The organism is Pseudomonas sp. KBN10P06128 (assembly GCF_037574945.1).
Lineage (GTDB): Bacteria > Pseudomonadota > Gammaproteobacteria > Pseudomonadales > Pseudomonadaceae > Pseudomonas > Pseudomonas aeruginosa.
Genome location: NZ_JBBELR010000001.1, coordinates 2,543,988 through 2,556,423, shown reverse-complemented (window position 1 = coordinate 2,556,423; position 12,436 = coordinate 2,543,988). Strand labels below are relative to the sequence as shown.

At 69.5% G+C, this 12,436-nt stretch carries 11 protein-coding genes; 6 read left to right on the top strand and 5 right to left on the bottom strand.

The window, feature by feature from the left end; translation table 11 throughout:
* Positions 1 to 17 precede the first annotated feature (17 nt).
* Positions 18 to 776, top strand: coding sequence for a nucleotidyltransferase domain-containing protein (locus VQ065_RS12195; protein ID WP_003086993.1), 759 nt, complete (start codon positions 18 to 20; stop codon positions 774 to 776).
* Positions 777 to 795: 19 nt separating this feature from the next.
* Here the strand turns inward: VQ065_RS12195 and VQ065_RS12190 are convergent, their stop codons facing one another.
* A complete protein-coding gene (locus tag VQ065_RS12190; RefSeq protein ID WP_003086992.1) occupies positions 796 to 2,736 on the bottom strand; it encodes a UvrD-helicase domain-containing protein in 1,941 nt (646 codons plus the stop codon).
* A 170-nt stretch (positions 2,737 to 2,906) separates the two neighbouring features.
* Between VQ065_RS12190 and VQ065_RS12185 the strand changes: the two genes are divergently transcribed.
* Positions 2,907 to 3,134, top strand: a complete 228-nt coding sequence (locus VQ065_RS12185) for a hypothetical protein (RefSeq protein WP_003082927.1) — start codon at positions 2,907 to 2,909, stop codon at positions 3,132 to 3,134.
* Positions 3,135 to 3,265: 131 nt separating this feature from the next.
* On the opposite strand, the gene VQ065_RS12180 is transcribed toward VQ065_RS12185, so the two are convergent.
* Positions 3,266 to 3,898 carry a TetR family transcriptional regulator gene (locus VQ065_RS12180; RefSeq protein ID WP_003086991.1) on the bottom strand — a complete coding sequence of 211 codons (633 nt, stop codon included), beginning with the start codon at positions 3,896 to 3,898 and terminating at the stop codon, positions 3,266 to 3,268.
* Between the two features lie 92 nt (positions 3,899 to 3,990).
* On the opposite strand from VQ065_RS12180, the gene VQ065_RS12175 reads away from it, so the two are divergent.
* Both VQ065_RS12175 and VQ065_RS12170 read left to right on the top strand, forming a co-directional pair.
* Positions 3,991 to 4,662 carry an O-methyltransferase gene (locus VQ065_RS12175; protein WP_003086990.1) on the top strand — a complete coding sequence of 224 codons (672 nt, stop codon included), beginning with the start codon at positions 3,991 to 3,993 and terminating at the stop codon, positions 4,660 to 4,662.
* A 77-nt stretch (positions 4,663 to 4,739) separates the two neighbouring features.
* Positions 4,740 to 5,144 carry an ester cyclase gene (locus tag VQ065_RS12170; RefSeq protein WP_003086989.1) on the top strand — a complete coding sequence of 135 codons (405 nt, stop codon included), beginning with the start codon at positions 4,740 to 4,742 and terminating at the stop codon, positions 5,142 to 5,144.
* 27 nt (positions 5,145 to 5,171) lie between these two features.
* Here VQ065_RS12170 and VQ065_RS12165 read toward each other — a convergent pair whose 3' ends face one another.
* Complete coding sequence (locus VQ065_RS12165; protein ID WP_023095887.1) at positions 5,172 to 8,459, bottom strand: acetyl-CoA carboxylase family protein; 3,288 nt, start codon at positions 8,457 to 8,459, stop codon at positions 5,172 to 5,174.
* A gap of 204 nt (positions 8,460 to 8,663) precedes the next feature.
* Here VQ065_RS12165 and VQ065_RS12160 point away from each other — a divergent pair, with 204 nt between their 5' ends.
* On the top strand, positions 8,664 to 9,584 hold the full coding sequence (locus VQ065_RS12160; RefSeq protein ID WP_003086983.1) for a LysR family transcriptional regulator: 921 nt from the start codon (positions 8,664 to 8,666) through the stop codon (positions 9,582 to 9,584).
* Between the two features lie 15 nt (positions 9,585 to 9,599).
* Here the strand turns inward: VQ065_RS12160 and VQ065_RS12155 are convergent, their stop codons facing one another.
* Both VQ065_RS12155 and VQ065_RS12150 read right to left on the bottom strand, forming a co-directional pair.
* Positions 9,600 to 9,941, bottom strand: a complete 342-nt coding sequence (locus tag VQ065_RS12155) for a hypothetical protein (RefSeq protein ID WP_003086981.1) — start codon at positions 9,939 to 9,941, stop codon at positions 9,600 to 9,602.
* Between the two features lie 80 nt (positions 9,942 to 10,021).
* Positions 10,022 to 10,654 carry a response regulator gene (locus tag VQ065_RS12150; RefSeq protein ID WP_003086978.1) on the bottom strand — a complete coding sequence of 211 codons (633 nt, stop codon included), beginning with the start codon at positions 10,652 to 10,654 and terminating at the stop codon, positions 10,022 to 10,024.
* Between the two features lie 145 nt (positions 10,655 to 10,799).
* Between VQ065_RS12150 and VQ065_RS12145 the strand changes: the two genes are divergently transcribed.
* Positions 10,800 to 12,422, top strand: coding sequence for a two-component system sensor histidine kinase (locus tag VQ065_RS12145; RefSeq protein ID WP_003086976.1), 1,623 nt, complete (start codon positions 10,800 to 10,802; stop codon positions 12,420 to 12,422).
* Positions 12,423 to 12,436: the final 14 nt, after the last annotated feature.

The following is a 12,436-nucleotide window of genomic DNA, read 5'->3' as shown; positions in this document are numbered from 1 at the left end:
GTCGCTAGGCTGTCGGCATGGACATGCCCGAGGGCTTCATCCCCCTGCCGCCACGCGTCGAACCGCAGGCGGCCTTTCGCCCCCTGCTCGACGACCTGCGCCGGACCCTGGCCCGGCCTCCGTTCGAGCGGGCCGTGCACAGCGTCTACCTGTACGGCAGCGTCGCCCGCGGCGAGGCCAACGCGGGGCGCTCCGACCTCGACCTGACCCTGGTCCTGCGCGACCCGCCCAGCCCCGAACTGGCCGCGCAACTGGAAACCGCGCGCCTGGCATTGCAGGCGCGCCACCCGGAAGTCAGCAAGATCGATTTCGATATCGGCCACCTGGACCAGGCCCGCGATCCGGCCAACCGCGATAGCTGGGGCTATTGGCTCAAGCACCGCTGCCGCTGCCTGTGGGGCGAAGACCTGGCCAGCGCCCTGCCGCCCTTGCGTCCGGCGAAAGCCATCGCCCTGGCCCTCAACGGCGACTATGCGCAGGTGCTGGAAGACTATGCGCGACGCCTGGAAAGCGCGTCCTCGGAGGAGAAGCGCCGCCGCCTGCAACGGGAAGCGGCGAAGAAGCTGATCCGCTCCAGCGACATCCTTCGCGGGGAGACGGAGAGCGTCTGGCCGGAGACCCTGGAGCATTACCTGGCGCTGTTTCGCGCGCGGTACCCCGGACAGGCGCCGGCCCTGGAATATTTCAAGGCCGTGCTGGACGGCCAGGCCGAAGACCCGGCGGCGTTCATCGAACGCTTGCGCGCGTTCAGCGCCTGGATGCAGCGCCAGGCGTAGCCCGCCGAGACGGTCGTCCTCAGCGTCGGGCCAACAGGGCTGTGGCGCCCTGGGCCTTGCGCGTGTACCAGAGCACCCGGCTGACACCACGGGTGATCGCCACGTAGGCCAGGCGCAGGCTTTCGTCCTCCATGGCCTGGTCGTAGCTGTTGCGGAAGAAGCCCGATGCCGCGTACAGCGCGTTGCGCAACGGATGCTTCTCGCCCGGCAGGCAGTCGTCGACGACGATCGCCACTTCGGCCTGGAGGCCCTTGGCGCGATGGATGGTCATGCCCTTCACCGGCAGCGCGCGATCCAACTCCGCCTGGATCGCCTGCAACGGCTCGTTGCGCCGGCTCAGCAACAGCACCGCGGTGCGCTCGCTGCTTTCGCGAGCGGCGGCGTGCTCGCACTGGGCGCGGATTTCCGCCAGCAGCTTCGGCAGTTGCGCACGCAGGTCGAAACGCTGCACCAGCTTCACGCCATGGTCGCCCGGCTGGATCGGGCGGAACGCGCGGCAGGTCTTGTCCTGCTTGAAACGCACCCCGGCCAGCACCTTCTCGCCGTCGCGAATGATCGGTTCGACGGAGCGGTAGTTGGTTTCCAGCACCAGCAGCGCGCTCTTGCGTCCCCGCCCACGCGAGGGGAAGTGCCGGTCGAAGTCGATGAACAGCTCCGGCGAACTGCCGCGCCAGCCGTAGATCGACTGCCAGTCGTCGCCGATGGCCATCAGGCTCGGCGCGGTGCCCTGGGTTGCCAGGCGACGGTGCAACGCCTGTAGCCAGAGGACGATCTGCGGCGAGACATCCTGGAACTCGTCGATCAGCAGATGGGTGAACGGCGCCAGCGCCGTTTCCGCCAGGGCCCCGCCGGCCATCCGCTCGCCGAGCTGCTGGAACGCGGCGTCGAAGGTCATCAGGCCCTCCTCGCGCAACAGCGCCTGGAACCTCGCCCAGAACAGTGCCATGGCTTCGACGAAGATCTTCTCGCGCAACCCGCATTCCAGCTTGCCGCTGTCCAGGCGTTCGACGCGCAGGCCCAGGCTCTCGGCGAACCCGGCCTGGGCATGGAAGGCTTCGTACAGCGGTAGCGCCTGGAACTCGCCGGCCAGCTTGAACGGCTCCAGCGGCGCCTTCGGCTGCCGCCGCGCGCCCTCTTCCGGCTCCGCCGGAGGCGGCAGTTCCAGCAGCTTGTGGGTCTTGGCGCGGAACGCCGGGCTTGCCGCGTAGCACTGCTGGTAGGCCTGCTTCAGCAGGCGCTGCTGGGCCGGACGCAGGCGTCCGGCGGCAAGGGGGTTGTCCGGCTCGGCGGCGGGGTCGCGGTCGTCCAGTTGTTCGAACCAGCGCGGATTGCCGAGCACCTCGCGGGCCAGGCTGCCGAGCGCCGAATGGAAAGTGCGCACGCACTGCCGCGCCTGGGCCGCGTCGAACGGGTACTGCCAATGGGCGAGCACGCGCAGCAATTGTTCGCGCAACTGCGCGCAGGAGGCGTTGGTGAAGGAAATCACCGTCAGCCGCTGCGGCTCGACCCCCAGGTGGCAGAGCATGAACACCACCCGCAGGACCAGGGTGGTCGACTTGCCCGAGCCGGCACCGGCAAAGATCCGCGCCAGCGGCTGGCGGCAGAGGATCATCGCCCACTGTTCCTCGGACGGCGGGCTGACCACGCCGAGCGTCGCGGCCTGCGCCACCTGCTCGCGCATGGCGCGCTCCTGGGATTCGTCGACCTTCAGTGCGGCAGCCGGATAGATTCCCTGCGGCGCGCGCCGCGAGGCGGCAGCGGGCTTGCCGGCGCCCTTCGCAGGCTTGCCGGTGGCCTTGGCCGGAGCCTTCGCGGCGTTCTTCCGGGAGCGGGCCTTGGCCGGCTGCAACAAGGCTTCGCGGGCCTCGCGCTCGGCCTGCAGGTAGGCGGTGGTACGCGGGAAACAACGCGCCAGGGCGCTGGAAAGCATCGACTTGTAGCGCCGTACGGCAGACAGCATCGGGGACCGGTCCAGACAAAGCATGTGGCTGAATCATAAGTGTTTTCCGCCCTCGGCCGACAGTCGGACGGGGACCGCCCATCGCGCCAGGGCAACCCTTGCGCGACCGCGCCGGTCTACCCTTCGGGCCCTGCCGGCCTGCCAACTCAGCGAAAACAAGGAGCCTACCCATGAGCGATTGGGCAATCACCTACAGCAAGGACGAAGCCACCGAGCGCCAAGTCCTGCCGTTCCCCCACAAGCCGAGCCCCGAAGAGGTCGCCGAGCACCTGCTGGAATGGGCCGAGGCCAACCTCAAGCCGGGCCACTACAGCACCGGCAAGCTGGAAAGCGACGAGCCGGCGGAACTGCTGCTGCGCCGCTTCGGCATCGTCGTCACCGGCATCGCCGAAGCCTGATCCCTCCCGCGACCGGCAGGCGCCGGTCGCTTCCGCCGATACACGCCTGCTCCGCCAAGCCTACGAACGCGCCAGCCGCGTACCTGGGGCCGCTGGGCCAAGCGACGGTTTTGCTCCGGCCACACGGCACCTCAGCGCTCGCCAAGGGCGGCGAGATAGGCGCAGAGCATATCGGCCAGGGCCTCGGCGTAACGCTCGATCTCCGCCTCGCTGCGCGGCTGTTCGGAGAACTGCTTGCCGACCGCGCCGAGGGTGGTGGTGAGCAAGTCGCCGGCCAGGCTGCGCTCGGCCTCGGCGACCTCCGGCAAGGCCTCCCGGAGAAACGCCTGGAACACCCGCGCGCCCTCCGCCTTCACCTCCCGCGCCTCGTCGGCGTCGCGATACAGCGGCGCCGCGTCGCTCAGCGCCACGCGTATCGCCGCCTCTTCGCACTCCGAGCGCACGAATGCCAGCACCAGCCGGCGCAAGCGCTCCAGCGGCGGCCGGGCGGTGTCCTCGAGGATCTCGCCGAGCAGACGCGTGGTGCGCCGCCACTCGTCGCTTTGCAGGCGGAAGAGGATCGCCGCCTTGTTCGGGAAATACTGGTACAGCGAACCGATGCTCACCCCGGCGCGCTCCGCCACCCGCGCGGTGGTGAAACGTTGCGCGCCTTCGCTGGCCAGAACCTGAACAGCCGCCTCCAGGATGCTCGCCACCAACTCGCTGGAACGGGCCTGCTGCGGCTGCTTGCGCGAGGAAATACGCGGGTTTCGCTTGTCGCTCATGGAAGGCTCCGGAATGCGAATGGCGGAATGCGATGAATCCGTCGCATTCTAGGTCCACGCACTTACGCGCTCAAACATTCCCGGAGCCATCCATGAATACCCTCACCAACGCCCCGCTCGCCGATCTCCTGCAACGCCTGTTCGCCGAAGCCGAAGCCGAAGCCAGCGCACCGGGCAATAGTCCCGCCCTCGCCGACCTCTCGGAGGCCGAGCTGAAGCGCCTCATGGGCAGCAAGACCGAATACCGCGAGTTCTACGGCCGCCTGAAGGATCTGGCGCTGCCCGTCTCCCGCGAAACCGGCAGCCTGCTCTACATGCTGGCGCGCAGCAGCTCGGCGCGCAGCATCGTCGAGTTCGGCACGTCCTTCGGTCTGTCCACCCTGCACCTCGCCGCGGCGCTGCGGGACAACGGCGGTGGCCGCCTGATCGGCAGCGAGTTCGAACCCTCCAAGGCCGAGCGGGCACGGCGCAACCTGGCCGCCGGGGGGCTGCTCGACCTGGTGGAACTGCGCGAGGGCGACGCCCTGCAAACCCTCGCCAAGGACCTGCCGGACAGCATCGACCTGGTCCTGCTGGACGGCGCCAAGGCGCTCTACCCGGAGGTCCTCGCCCTGCTGGAAAGCCGCCTGCGCCCCGGCGCGCTGGTGATCGCCGACAACGCCGAGCATAGTCCCGAGTACCTGGCCCATGTCCGCTCGCCGGCCAACGGCTACCTGTCGACGCCCTTCGCCGAGGATGTCGAGCTGTCCATGCGCCTGGGCTGAAGCCTAGCGACTGACGGCGTCTCGCGGGTTTGCTAGGGTCTGGCTCATGCCGCCCGGACAGCTCGAAGGAGACCCGCATGACCCGTGACCGACTCGCCGAGCGCTATCGCGCCTACATCGACTGCCTGAACCGCCAGGACTGGGCGCGCCTGGGCGACTTCGTCCATGACCGGGTGCGCTACAACGACGTGCAGATCGGACTCGACGGCTACCTGCGGATGCTCGAAGGCGACTTCCTGGCAATCCCCGACCTGCGCTTCGAGATCGAACGCCTGCTCGTCGATCCGCCGGGCGTCGCCTGCCGTCTGCACTTCGACTGCACACCCAGCGGCCGGCTGTTCGGCATCCCGGTCAACGGCCAGCGGGTACGCTTCGCCGAGAACGTCTTCTACGAATTCGAAGACGAGCGCATCGCCGGCGTCTGGTCGGTGATCGACAAGGCGGCGGTCGCCGCGCAGGTTCAGGCGACGCCGTCGTCCTGAGGCGCCAGGGCACTGCGGGCCGACCATCTACCAGGTATCCACGAACGGCCGCTTGCGCCCCGCCCTCGGCGCCGGTTCTCCGGCGACGGCCAGGCCGCGCAGGAGCCAGGCGCGGGTCTCCGCCGGGTCGATCACCGCGTCGATCTCCAGGTAGCTGGCCATGTTCAGCGCCTTGCCGTTGCGGTAGGCCTTGTCGACCATGCCGCGGAACAGCGCCTCGCGCCGCTGGGGGTCTTCCTCGGCCGCCAGCTCCTTGGCGAAGCCCAGCCGCACCGCGCCTTCCAGGCCCATGGCGCCGAACTCGCCGCTGGGCCAGGCGACGGTGAACAGCGGCGAATGGAAGCTGCCCGCCGCCATGGCCTGGGCACCCAGTCCGTAGCCCTTGCGCAGGACCACGGTGAAGAACGGCACCGTCAGGCTGGCGGCGCTGACGAACATCCGCGAGACGTGGCGCACCGTGGCCTGTTTTTCCGCCTCCGGGCCAACCATGAAGCCAGGGGTGTCGCAGAGCGAGACGATCGGGATGTCGAAGGCGTCGCACAACTGCATGAAGCGCGCGGCCTTGTCGCCGGCCGCGGCATCGATGGCGCCGCCGAGATGGCCAGGGTTGTTGGCGATCAGGCCGAACGCCCGGCCCTCGATGCGCAGCAGCGCGGTGACCAGGCCGGGAGCGAACTGGCGCCGCAGTTCCAGCACGCTGCCCCGGTCGGCCAGGACCTCGATCGCCTGGCGGATGTCGTAGGCACGCAGGCGGTTCTCCGGCACCAGGTGGCGCAACTCGCGCTGGTCGGCGCAACTCCAGTCGGCCAGCGGGCCCTGGAAATAGCCGAGGTAGCGCCTGGCCACCGCAACTGCTTCGGCCTCGTCCGCCACCAGTACGTCGATCACTCCGTTAGGCCCCTGCACGCCCGTCGGACCGACCTCCTCGGCGGCGAAACGGCCCAGGCCGCCGCCCTCGATCATCGCCGGGCCGGCCATGCCGATGGTGGCGTCGCGGGTGGCGATGATCACATCGCAGCAGCCCAGCAACGCGGCATTGCCGGCGAAGCAGCGACCGGAGACCACTCCCACCAGCGGCACCAGCCCAGAGAGCCGGGCCATGCCGACGAAGGTATGGCAATCGAGGCCGGCGACGCCGACGAAATCGGTATCGCCCGGGCGCCCGCCGCCGCCCTCGGCGAACAGCACCAGCGGCAAGCGCCACTGTTCGGCCAGGCCGAGCAGGCGGTCGGTCTTCTTGTGGTTCATCACCCCCTGGGTGCCGGCGAACACCGTGTAGTCGTAGGCCAGTACCAGGCAACGCGCGGCCTGCACGCCGAAGCTGGCGGCCCCCACCGTACCGGTGCCGGCAACCAGGCCATCGGCGGGGCTCAGCTCCAGCAACTCCTCGGCGGAGCGCCGGCGACGCTGGGCGGCCAGGGCGAAACCGCCATATTCGCTGAAGCTGCCCTCGTCCAGCAGGTCGAGCACGTTCTCCCGCGCGGTACGCTGTCCGGTCTTGCGCCGCCTGGCCAGCGCCTGCGGACGACGCTCGTCGCCCAGCGCTGCCTGGCGCTCGAGTACCTCGGCGAGATCGGCGCGGATATGCGCCAGGTCCAGCGCCTGTTCGGTCGGTGCCTGCTCGTCGTCATCCTCCGTCGGTTCAAGGAACAGCAGCGTCGCGCCCTCGTCCAGAGGCTCCCCGAGGCTCGCCGCGAGCCGCCGGACGATCCCCCCGCCGGGTGCCTTGACCTCGAACTCCATCTTCATCGCTTCCAGGATCGCGACCCGCTGGCCGGCACGCACCCGTTCGCCCTCGGCCACTTCCAGGGCCACCAGCACCCCGCTGCTCGGCGCCGACAGCGGCAGGCTGCCGAGTGGCGCCTCGACCCGCGCAGGCGCGGCGTCCTCGGCGAGCGGGCACTCGGCGCGGAGCCGCGGATGGCTCGCCGGGATAGGCGCCAGCAGTGTCTCCAGGTGGCTTTCGACGAAGCGGGTGTCGACCCGGTTGGCCTGTACCGCCGGATGCAGCAGAAGGTTGCGCAGCAGGTCCAGGTTGCTCGCCACGCCCTCCAGGCGGAATTCGCAGAGCGCCCGGTAGGCCCGGCGCAACGCGGCGGGATAATCCGCGCCGCGCACGACCAGCTTGGCCAGCAGCGAATCGTAGCTGGGGCTGACCCGATAGCCGGCATAGCCGTAGCCGTCCACCCGCAGGCCGGGACCGCTGGGCGGTTCGTAGGCGCCGATAGTGCCCACCGCCGGACGGGCGCTGCCGTCGGCCGCCAGGGTCTCCAGGTTGATCCGCAGTTGCACCGCGCAGCCGCCGATCGCCGGCGGTCGCTCCAGGCCGAGGGCGGCAAGCTCCATGCCGGCGGCGAGACGCAACTGGGCGTGCAGCAGGTCGACCCCGGTGACTTCCTCGGTGACGGTGTGCTCCACCTGGATGCGCGGATTGGCTTCCATGAAATAGAAGCGCCCGGGGCGCTCCTCGTCGACCAGGAACTCGAAGGTACCGATCCCCCGATAGCGCACCGCGCCGGCCATGCGCAGGGCGCAATCGATCAGCGCCTCGCGAGTGGCCTCCGGCAGGTCCGGGCTGGGCGCGATCTCCAGTAGCTTCTGCTGGCGCCGTTGCAGGCTGCAATCGCGCTCCCAGAGGTGGCTGACCGCACCGCTGCCGTCGCCGAGCACCTGCACCTCGATGTGCCGCGCCCGCGCTACCCGTTGCTCGACGTATAACTCGTCCCGGCCGAACGCCGCCTGCGCCTCGGCACGGCAGCGGCGGTAGGCATCGGCCAGTTGCGCGACCTCCTCCACTGCACGCATGCCACGTCCGCCGCCGCCGGCAAGGGCCTTGAGCATCACCGCGGCGCCATCGCCCAGCCCTTCCAGGAACGCCTCGGCCTCTTCGACGCTGACCGCACGGTTGATCCCGGCCACCAGCGGCACCTCCAGGCGCTCGGCCAGGGCACGCGCGGCAGCCTTGTCGCCGAACAGGTCGAGCACTTCCGCTTGCGGCCCGACGAAGTGGATGCCCGCGCGCTGGCAGCGCCGGGCGAATTCGCCGTTCTCGGCGAGGAAACCGTAGCCCGGATGGATCGCCTCGCAGCCCTGCTCCAGGGCCAGCGCGACCAGCCGATCCATGTCGAGATAGGCCGCCACGCCACGGCCGGCCAGCGGCAGCGCGACATCGGCCTTGCGCACGTGCAGGGAAGCGGCATCGTCCTCGGCGAACACCGCCACCGAGCGGATACCCAGGTCGGCGCAGGCGCGAGCGATGCGAATGGCGATCTCGCCGCGGTTGGCGATCAGCAAGGCGTTGAAGGGAGCGGTCACGGCAGGTTCTCCGGGGAGCGGGTCAGGCGGCCGGCGAAAGGAGCTGGCCCGGCGGCGCGTTGGTCATCGTCGCAGGCATCTTAGGCAGCCGAAGGAAGCGGCAGAACTGAGGCTTATTCATCGACATCCATGAAGCCTATGCATGGTTCTATCGGCGAGCATGCCTGCTAGGCTGGCGCCTTCCCCAGACAGGCGCGCACAAACATGAATCAGCCACATGAATGGTCGCCCCTCAGCCGTTTCGATCTGAACCTGTTCCGGGTCTTCGAAGTGGTCTATCGAGAACGCAACCTGACCCGCGCGGCGGGCCTCCTGCATCTCAGCCAGTCGGCCGTCAGCCACGCCCTGGCGCGCCTGCGCGACCAGCTCGGCGACCCGCTGTTCGTCCGCCAGGGGCGCGGGGTTGCGCCGACGCCGCTGGCCGAGCGACTGGCGCCGGGCATCCATGACGCCCTCGCCGGCCTGCACCGCAGCATGAATCGCTGCCAGACATTCGACCCTCGGCGCGACGCGCGGACCTTCCAACTGAACATGCCGGAGCAACTGGAGCCGCTGGTGCTCCCGGCGATCCTCGACCACCTGCGCCAGGCCGCGCCGCACATCGAGATACGCTGCAACAGCCTGCACTGGGCGGACCTGAAGGCGGAACTGGGCGCCGGACGCATCGACCTCGCCATCGAGATCGCCCGGCCCACCGACGCCGCCCTGCGCCGCCAGCACCTGCTCGACGACAGCCTGTGCGTGATGGCCGGGCCGGGCTTCGCCGGCGAACTGAGTGCGGAGGAGTACCTGGCGGCAGACCATGTCGCGGTGACCTCGCGGCGACGCGGCATCTGCATCGAAGACCTGGCCCTCGGCCACCTCGGCCTGACCCGCCAGGTGCGCCAGCGCTGCCAGCACTACCTGTCGGCGGCGTTGCTGGTGGCCCAGGGCGGCTACCTGCTGACCCTGACCCGAGGCTACGCCGAACTGATCAACCGCGGCCTGGGCAACCGCCTGCTGCCGATGCCGCTGGCCCTGCCAGCGGTGACTCTGAATCTCTACTGGTCGCGCCAGGCCGACGACGAAGCCGGCAGCCTCTGGCTGCGCGGCGAACTGGCGGAGTTGGCGACGCGCCTGCGCTGAGCGCGGGCGCTGCGACTAGGGCTTCGCCGCCTTGGCGCGGGCCTTCTGCAGCCACTGCCCGGCCTTCGCCGAACACTCCGTGACATAGGTCGTATCGATCGCGCAGCGCTCCCCGGTGGCCTTGAGCAGGTAGGCGGCATCGGCTACCTCGTAGTCGGTGTGCCGGCGCGGCGTACCCTTCGCCTGGGATTCGCGTTCGTCCTCGCGGATGTCGCAGTACAGCGCATTGCTGCGGGCGAACAGTTCGAGGCACTCGGCATCCTTGCCCAGCAACGGGTTGGCGCTGTCCTCGGCGGACTTGGAGCAGCCGCCGAGCAGCAGGCAGGCGCAGGCGATCGTGGCAAGCGGGCTACGCATGTGTCCGTTTCCTTGGCCATGGAGAGAGCGCCATTAAAACAGCCCCGGCGCCTCGGCGCATCCGCGGCGTGCCCATGGTGCTACTCCGCATCCCCCTGCCCCAGCAGCGCCCGATACTTCACCGCCGCCGCGGTCCGCGACGGCACGTCCAGCGCCCGCAGCAGCGACGACACATGGATGCGCACCGTGTAGTGGGAGATGTCCAGGGCGCGGCCGATCTCCTTGTTGCTCTTGCCTTGGGCCAGCAGGCGCAGGACATCCAGTTGGCGCTCGGTGAGCCCCTCCAGGCGCGGGCTGGGCTGCAGCGGCAGGAGGCCGGAGGGTTCGTAGCGCACCAGCACTTCCCCGGCGCGGATGGCCAGAATCGCCTGGCCGAGTTCCTCGGGCGCGATGCTCTTGCCGAGGAAGCCGTCGGCCCCTGCATTCATCACTTCGCCGATGAGCTGCGGGTCGTCGACCATCGAGACGACGATCAGGGTGGTGCGCGGGAACCGGCGGCGCAAGTCGGCGAGCATCTCGATGCGGGTCAGGCCGGGGAAACGCAGGTCGAGGATCAGCGAATCGGGCTGCTCGCCTTCACCAGCCAGGCGCAGGACCCCGGCGAGATCGCCGGCCTCCTCGATCCTGGCCTCGGGCAGCAGGCGCTGGAGGATACTCAGCATGCCCTCGCGAAACAGCGGATGATCATCGGCGACGATGATGCGGCCAGTCATTCTTGTAGTCTCCAGGAGTCGCAGTTTCCGCCGCGCATGCTACCTTAGCCCGCTACCGCCGCGCCCACCCTTCGTCCGTCTTCGTGACGAAGGGGGCGAAACAGAGGAAAAGGCGCGCGGCGCTCCCATGCACACGGAGGTGCACATGAAGTTCGAGAAGAATACCGAGCTGGACCAGGCCAACCTGCGACTGATCGTGGCCACCTGCGCGATCCTCTACGTGGTGCTGATCGGCCTGCTGCCCGGCCTGAAGGTCGAGACCTACCTGCCGATCGTTGCCTACTACGGCCTGTTCCTGATCGCCTCCATACTGCTGCGCCAGGCCATCGTGCGCTGGCCGGGGCACTACCCGGCGCGGCGGATCTTCTGCATGCTGCACGACTACGCCGGCACCTCGTTCGGCCTGATCGTGGGCGGCGAGGCGGCGCTGCCGCTGTACGCGGTGATGGTCTGGATCAATCTGGGCAACGGCATGCGCTACGGCTCGCGCTACCTGGCCATCGCCACCGCCCTGGCGCTGCTCGCGCTACTGGTCATCTATCGCCTGACCCCGGCCTGGCAGGCTCAGCCGTTCATGGTGCTGATGCTGATGACCACCAGCACCGTCATTCCCTTCTACGCGCACCTCCTGCTGGAGCGCACGCGCAAGGCCACCGAGGAAGCGTTGCAGGCGAACCAGGAGAAATCGCGCCTGCTGGCCCAGGCCAGCCACGACCTGCGCCAGCCGATCCACTCCATCGGCCTGTTCACCGCCTGCCTGCGCGACGCCCGCCTGGGCGACGAGGAACGGCGCCTGGTGGACAACATCGACCGCTCGCTGCTCAACGTCTCGCAACTGTTCCGCTCCATCCTCGATCTCTACACCCTCGACAACGGCCGGCTCCAACCCAAGCAGGAGAACGTCCACCTGGGCGAGTTGCTGCGCGACCTGGTCCGGCGCAACGCCGAGGCGGCGCGCTGGGCCGGGGTGGAACTGCGCCTGCGCCCTTGCCGCCTGTGGACGCGAACCGATCCGGGGCTGCTGTCGACCATGCTGCAGAACCTGCTCTCCAACAGCCTCAAGTACGCCGCCGAGCGCCCGCTGCTGATCGGCGTGCGGCGGCGAGGCGATGGCCTGGCCGTAGCCATCTACGACCAGGGCCGGGGGATCGCGGAGGAACACCTGCCGCGGGTGTTCGAGGAGTTCTACCGGGTACGCGAGACCCGCGACCGCGACGTCGAGGGAATCGGCCTGGGGCTGTCCATCGTCCGTCGCCTGGGGCAGTTGACCGGGATCAAGGTGACGCTGCGCTCGCGGGTCGGACGCGGCACCGCGGTGACCCTGCACGGCCTGCCGGCGGTCGCCGCGCAAGCCCTGCCCCGCCGCGACGATCCCCAGCAGGCCGGCCTGCTCACCGGTTTGCGGGTGTGCCTGGTGGAAGATGATCGCAACGTCCTGCGCGCCACCTCGGCGTTGCTCGAACGCTGGGGCTGCACGGTCCAGGCGGAAACCGAGGCGGACGGCTGGCGAACCGATTGCGACATCCTGGTCGTCGACTACGACCTCGGCCCCCACGCCTCCGGCGTCGAGTGCATCGAGCGGGTACGGCGGCAACGCGGAGAGGCGATACCGGCGCTGGTGATCAGCGGCCACGACATCGAGCGTATCCAGGCCAGCGTCGAAGACACCGACATCGCCCTGCTCTCCAAGCCCGTGCGCCCCACGGAATTGCGCGCCACCCTGCGCGCCCTGCGCGAGCGCCCGGAGGCCGCCAGCCACGCTTCCTGAGGCAAGGCAGGTCG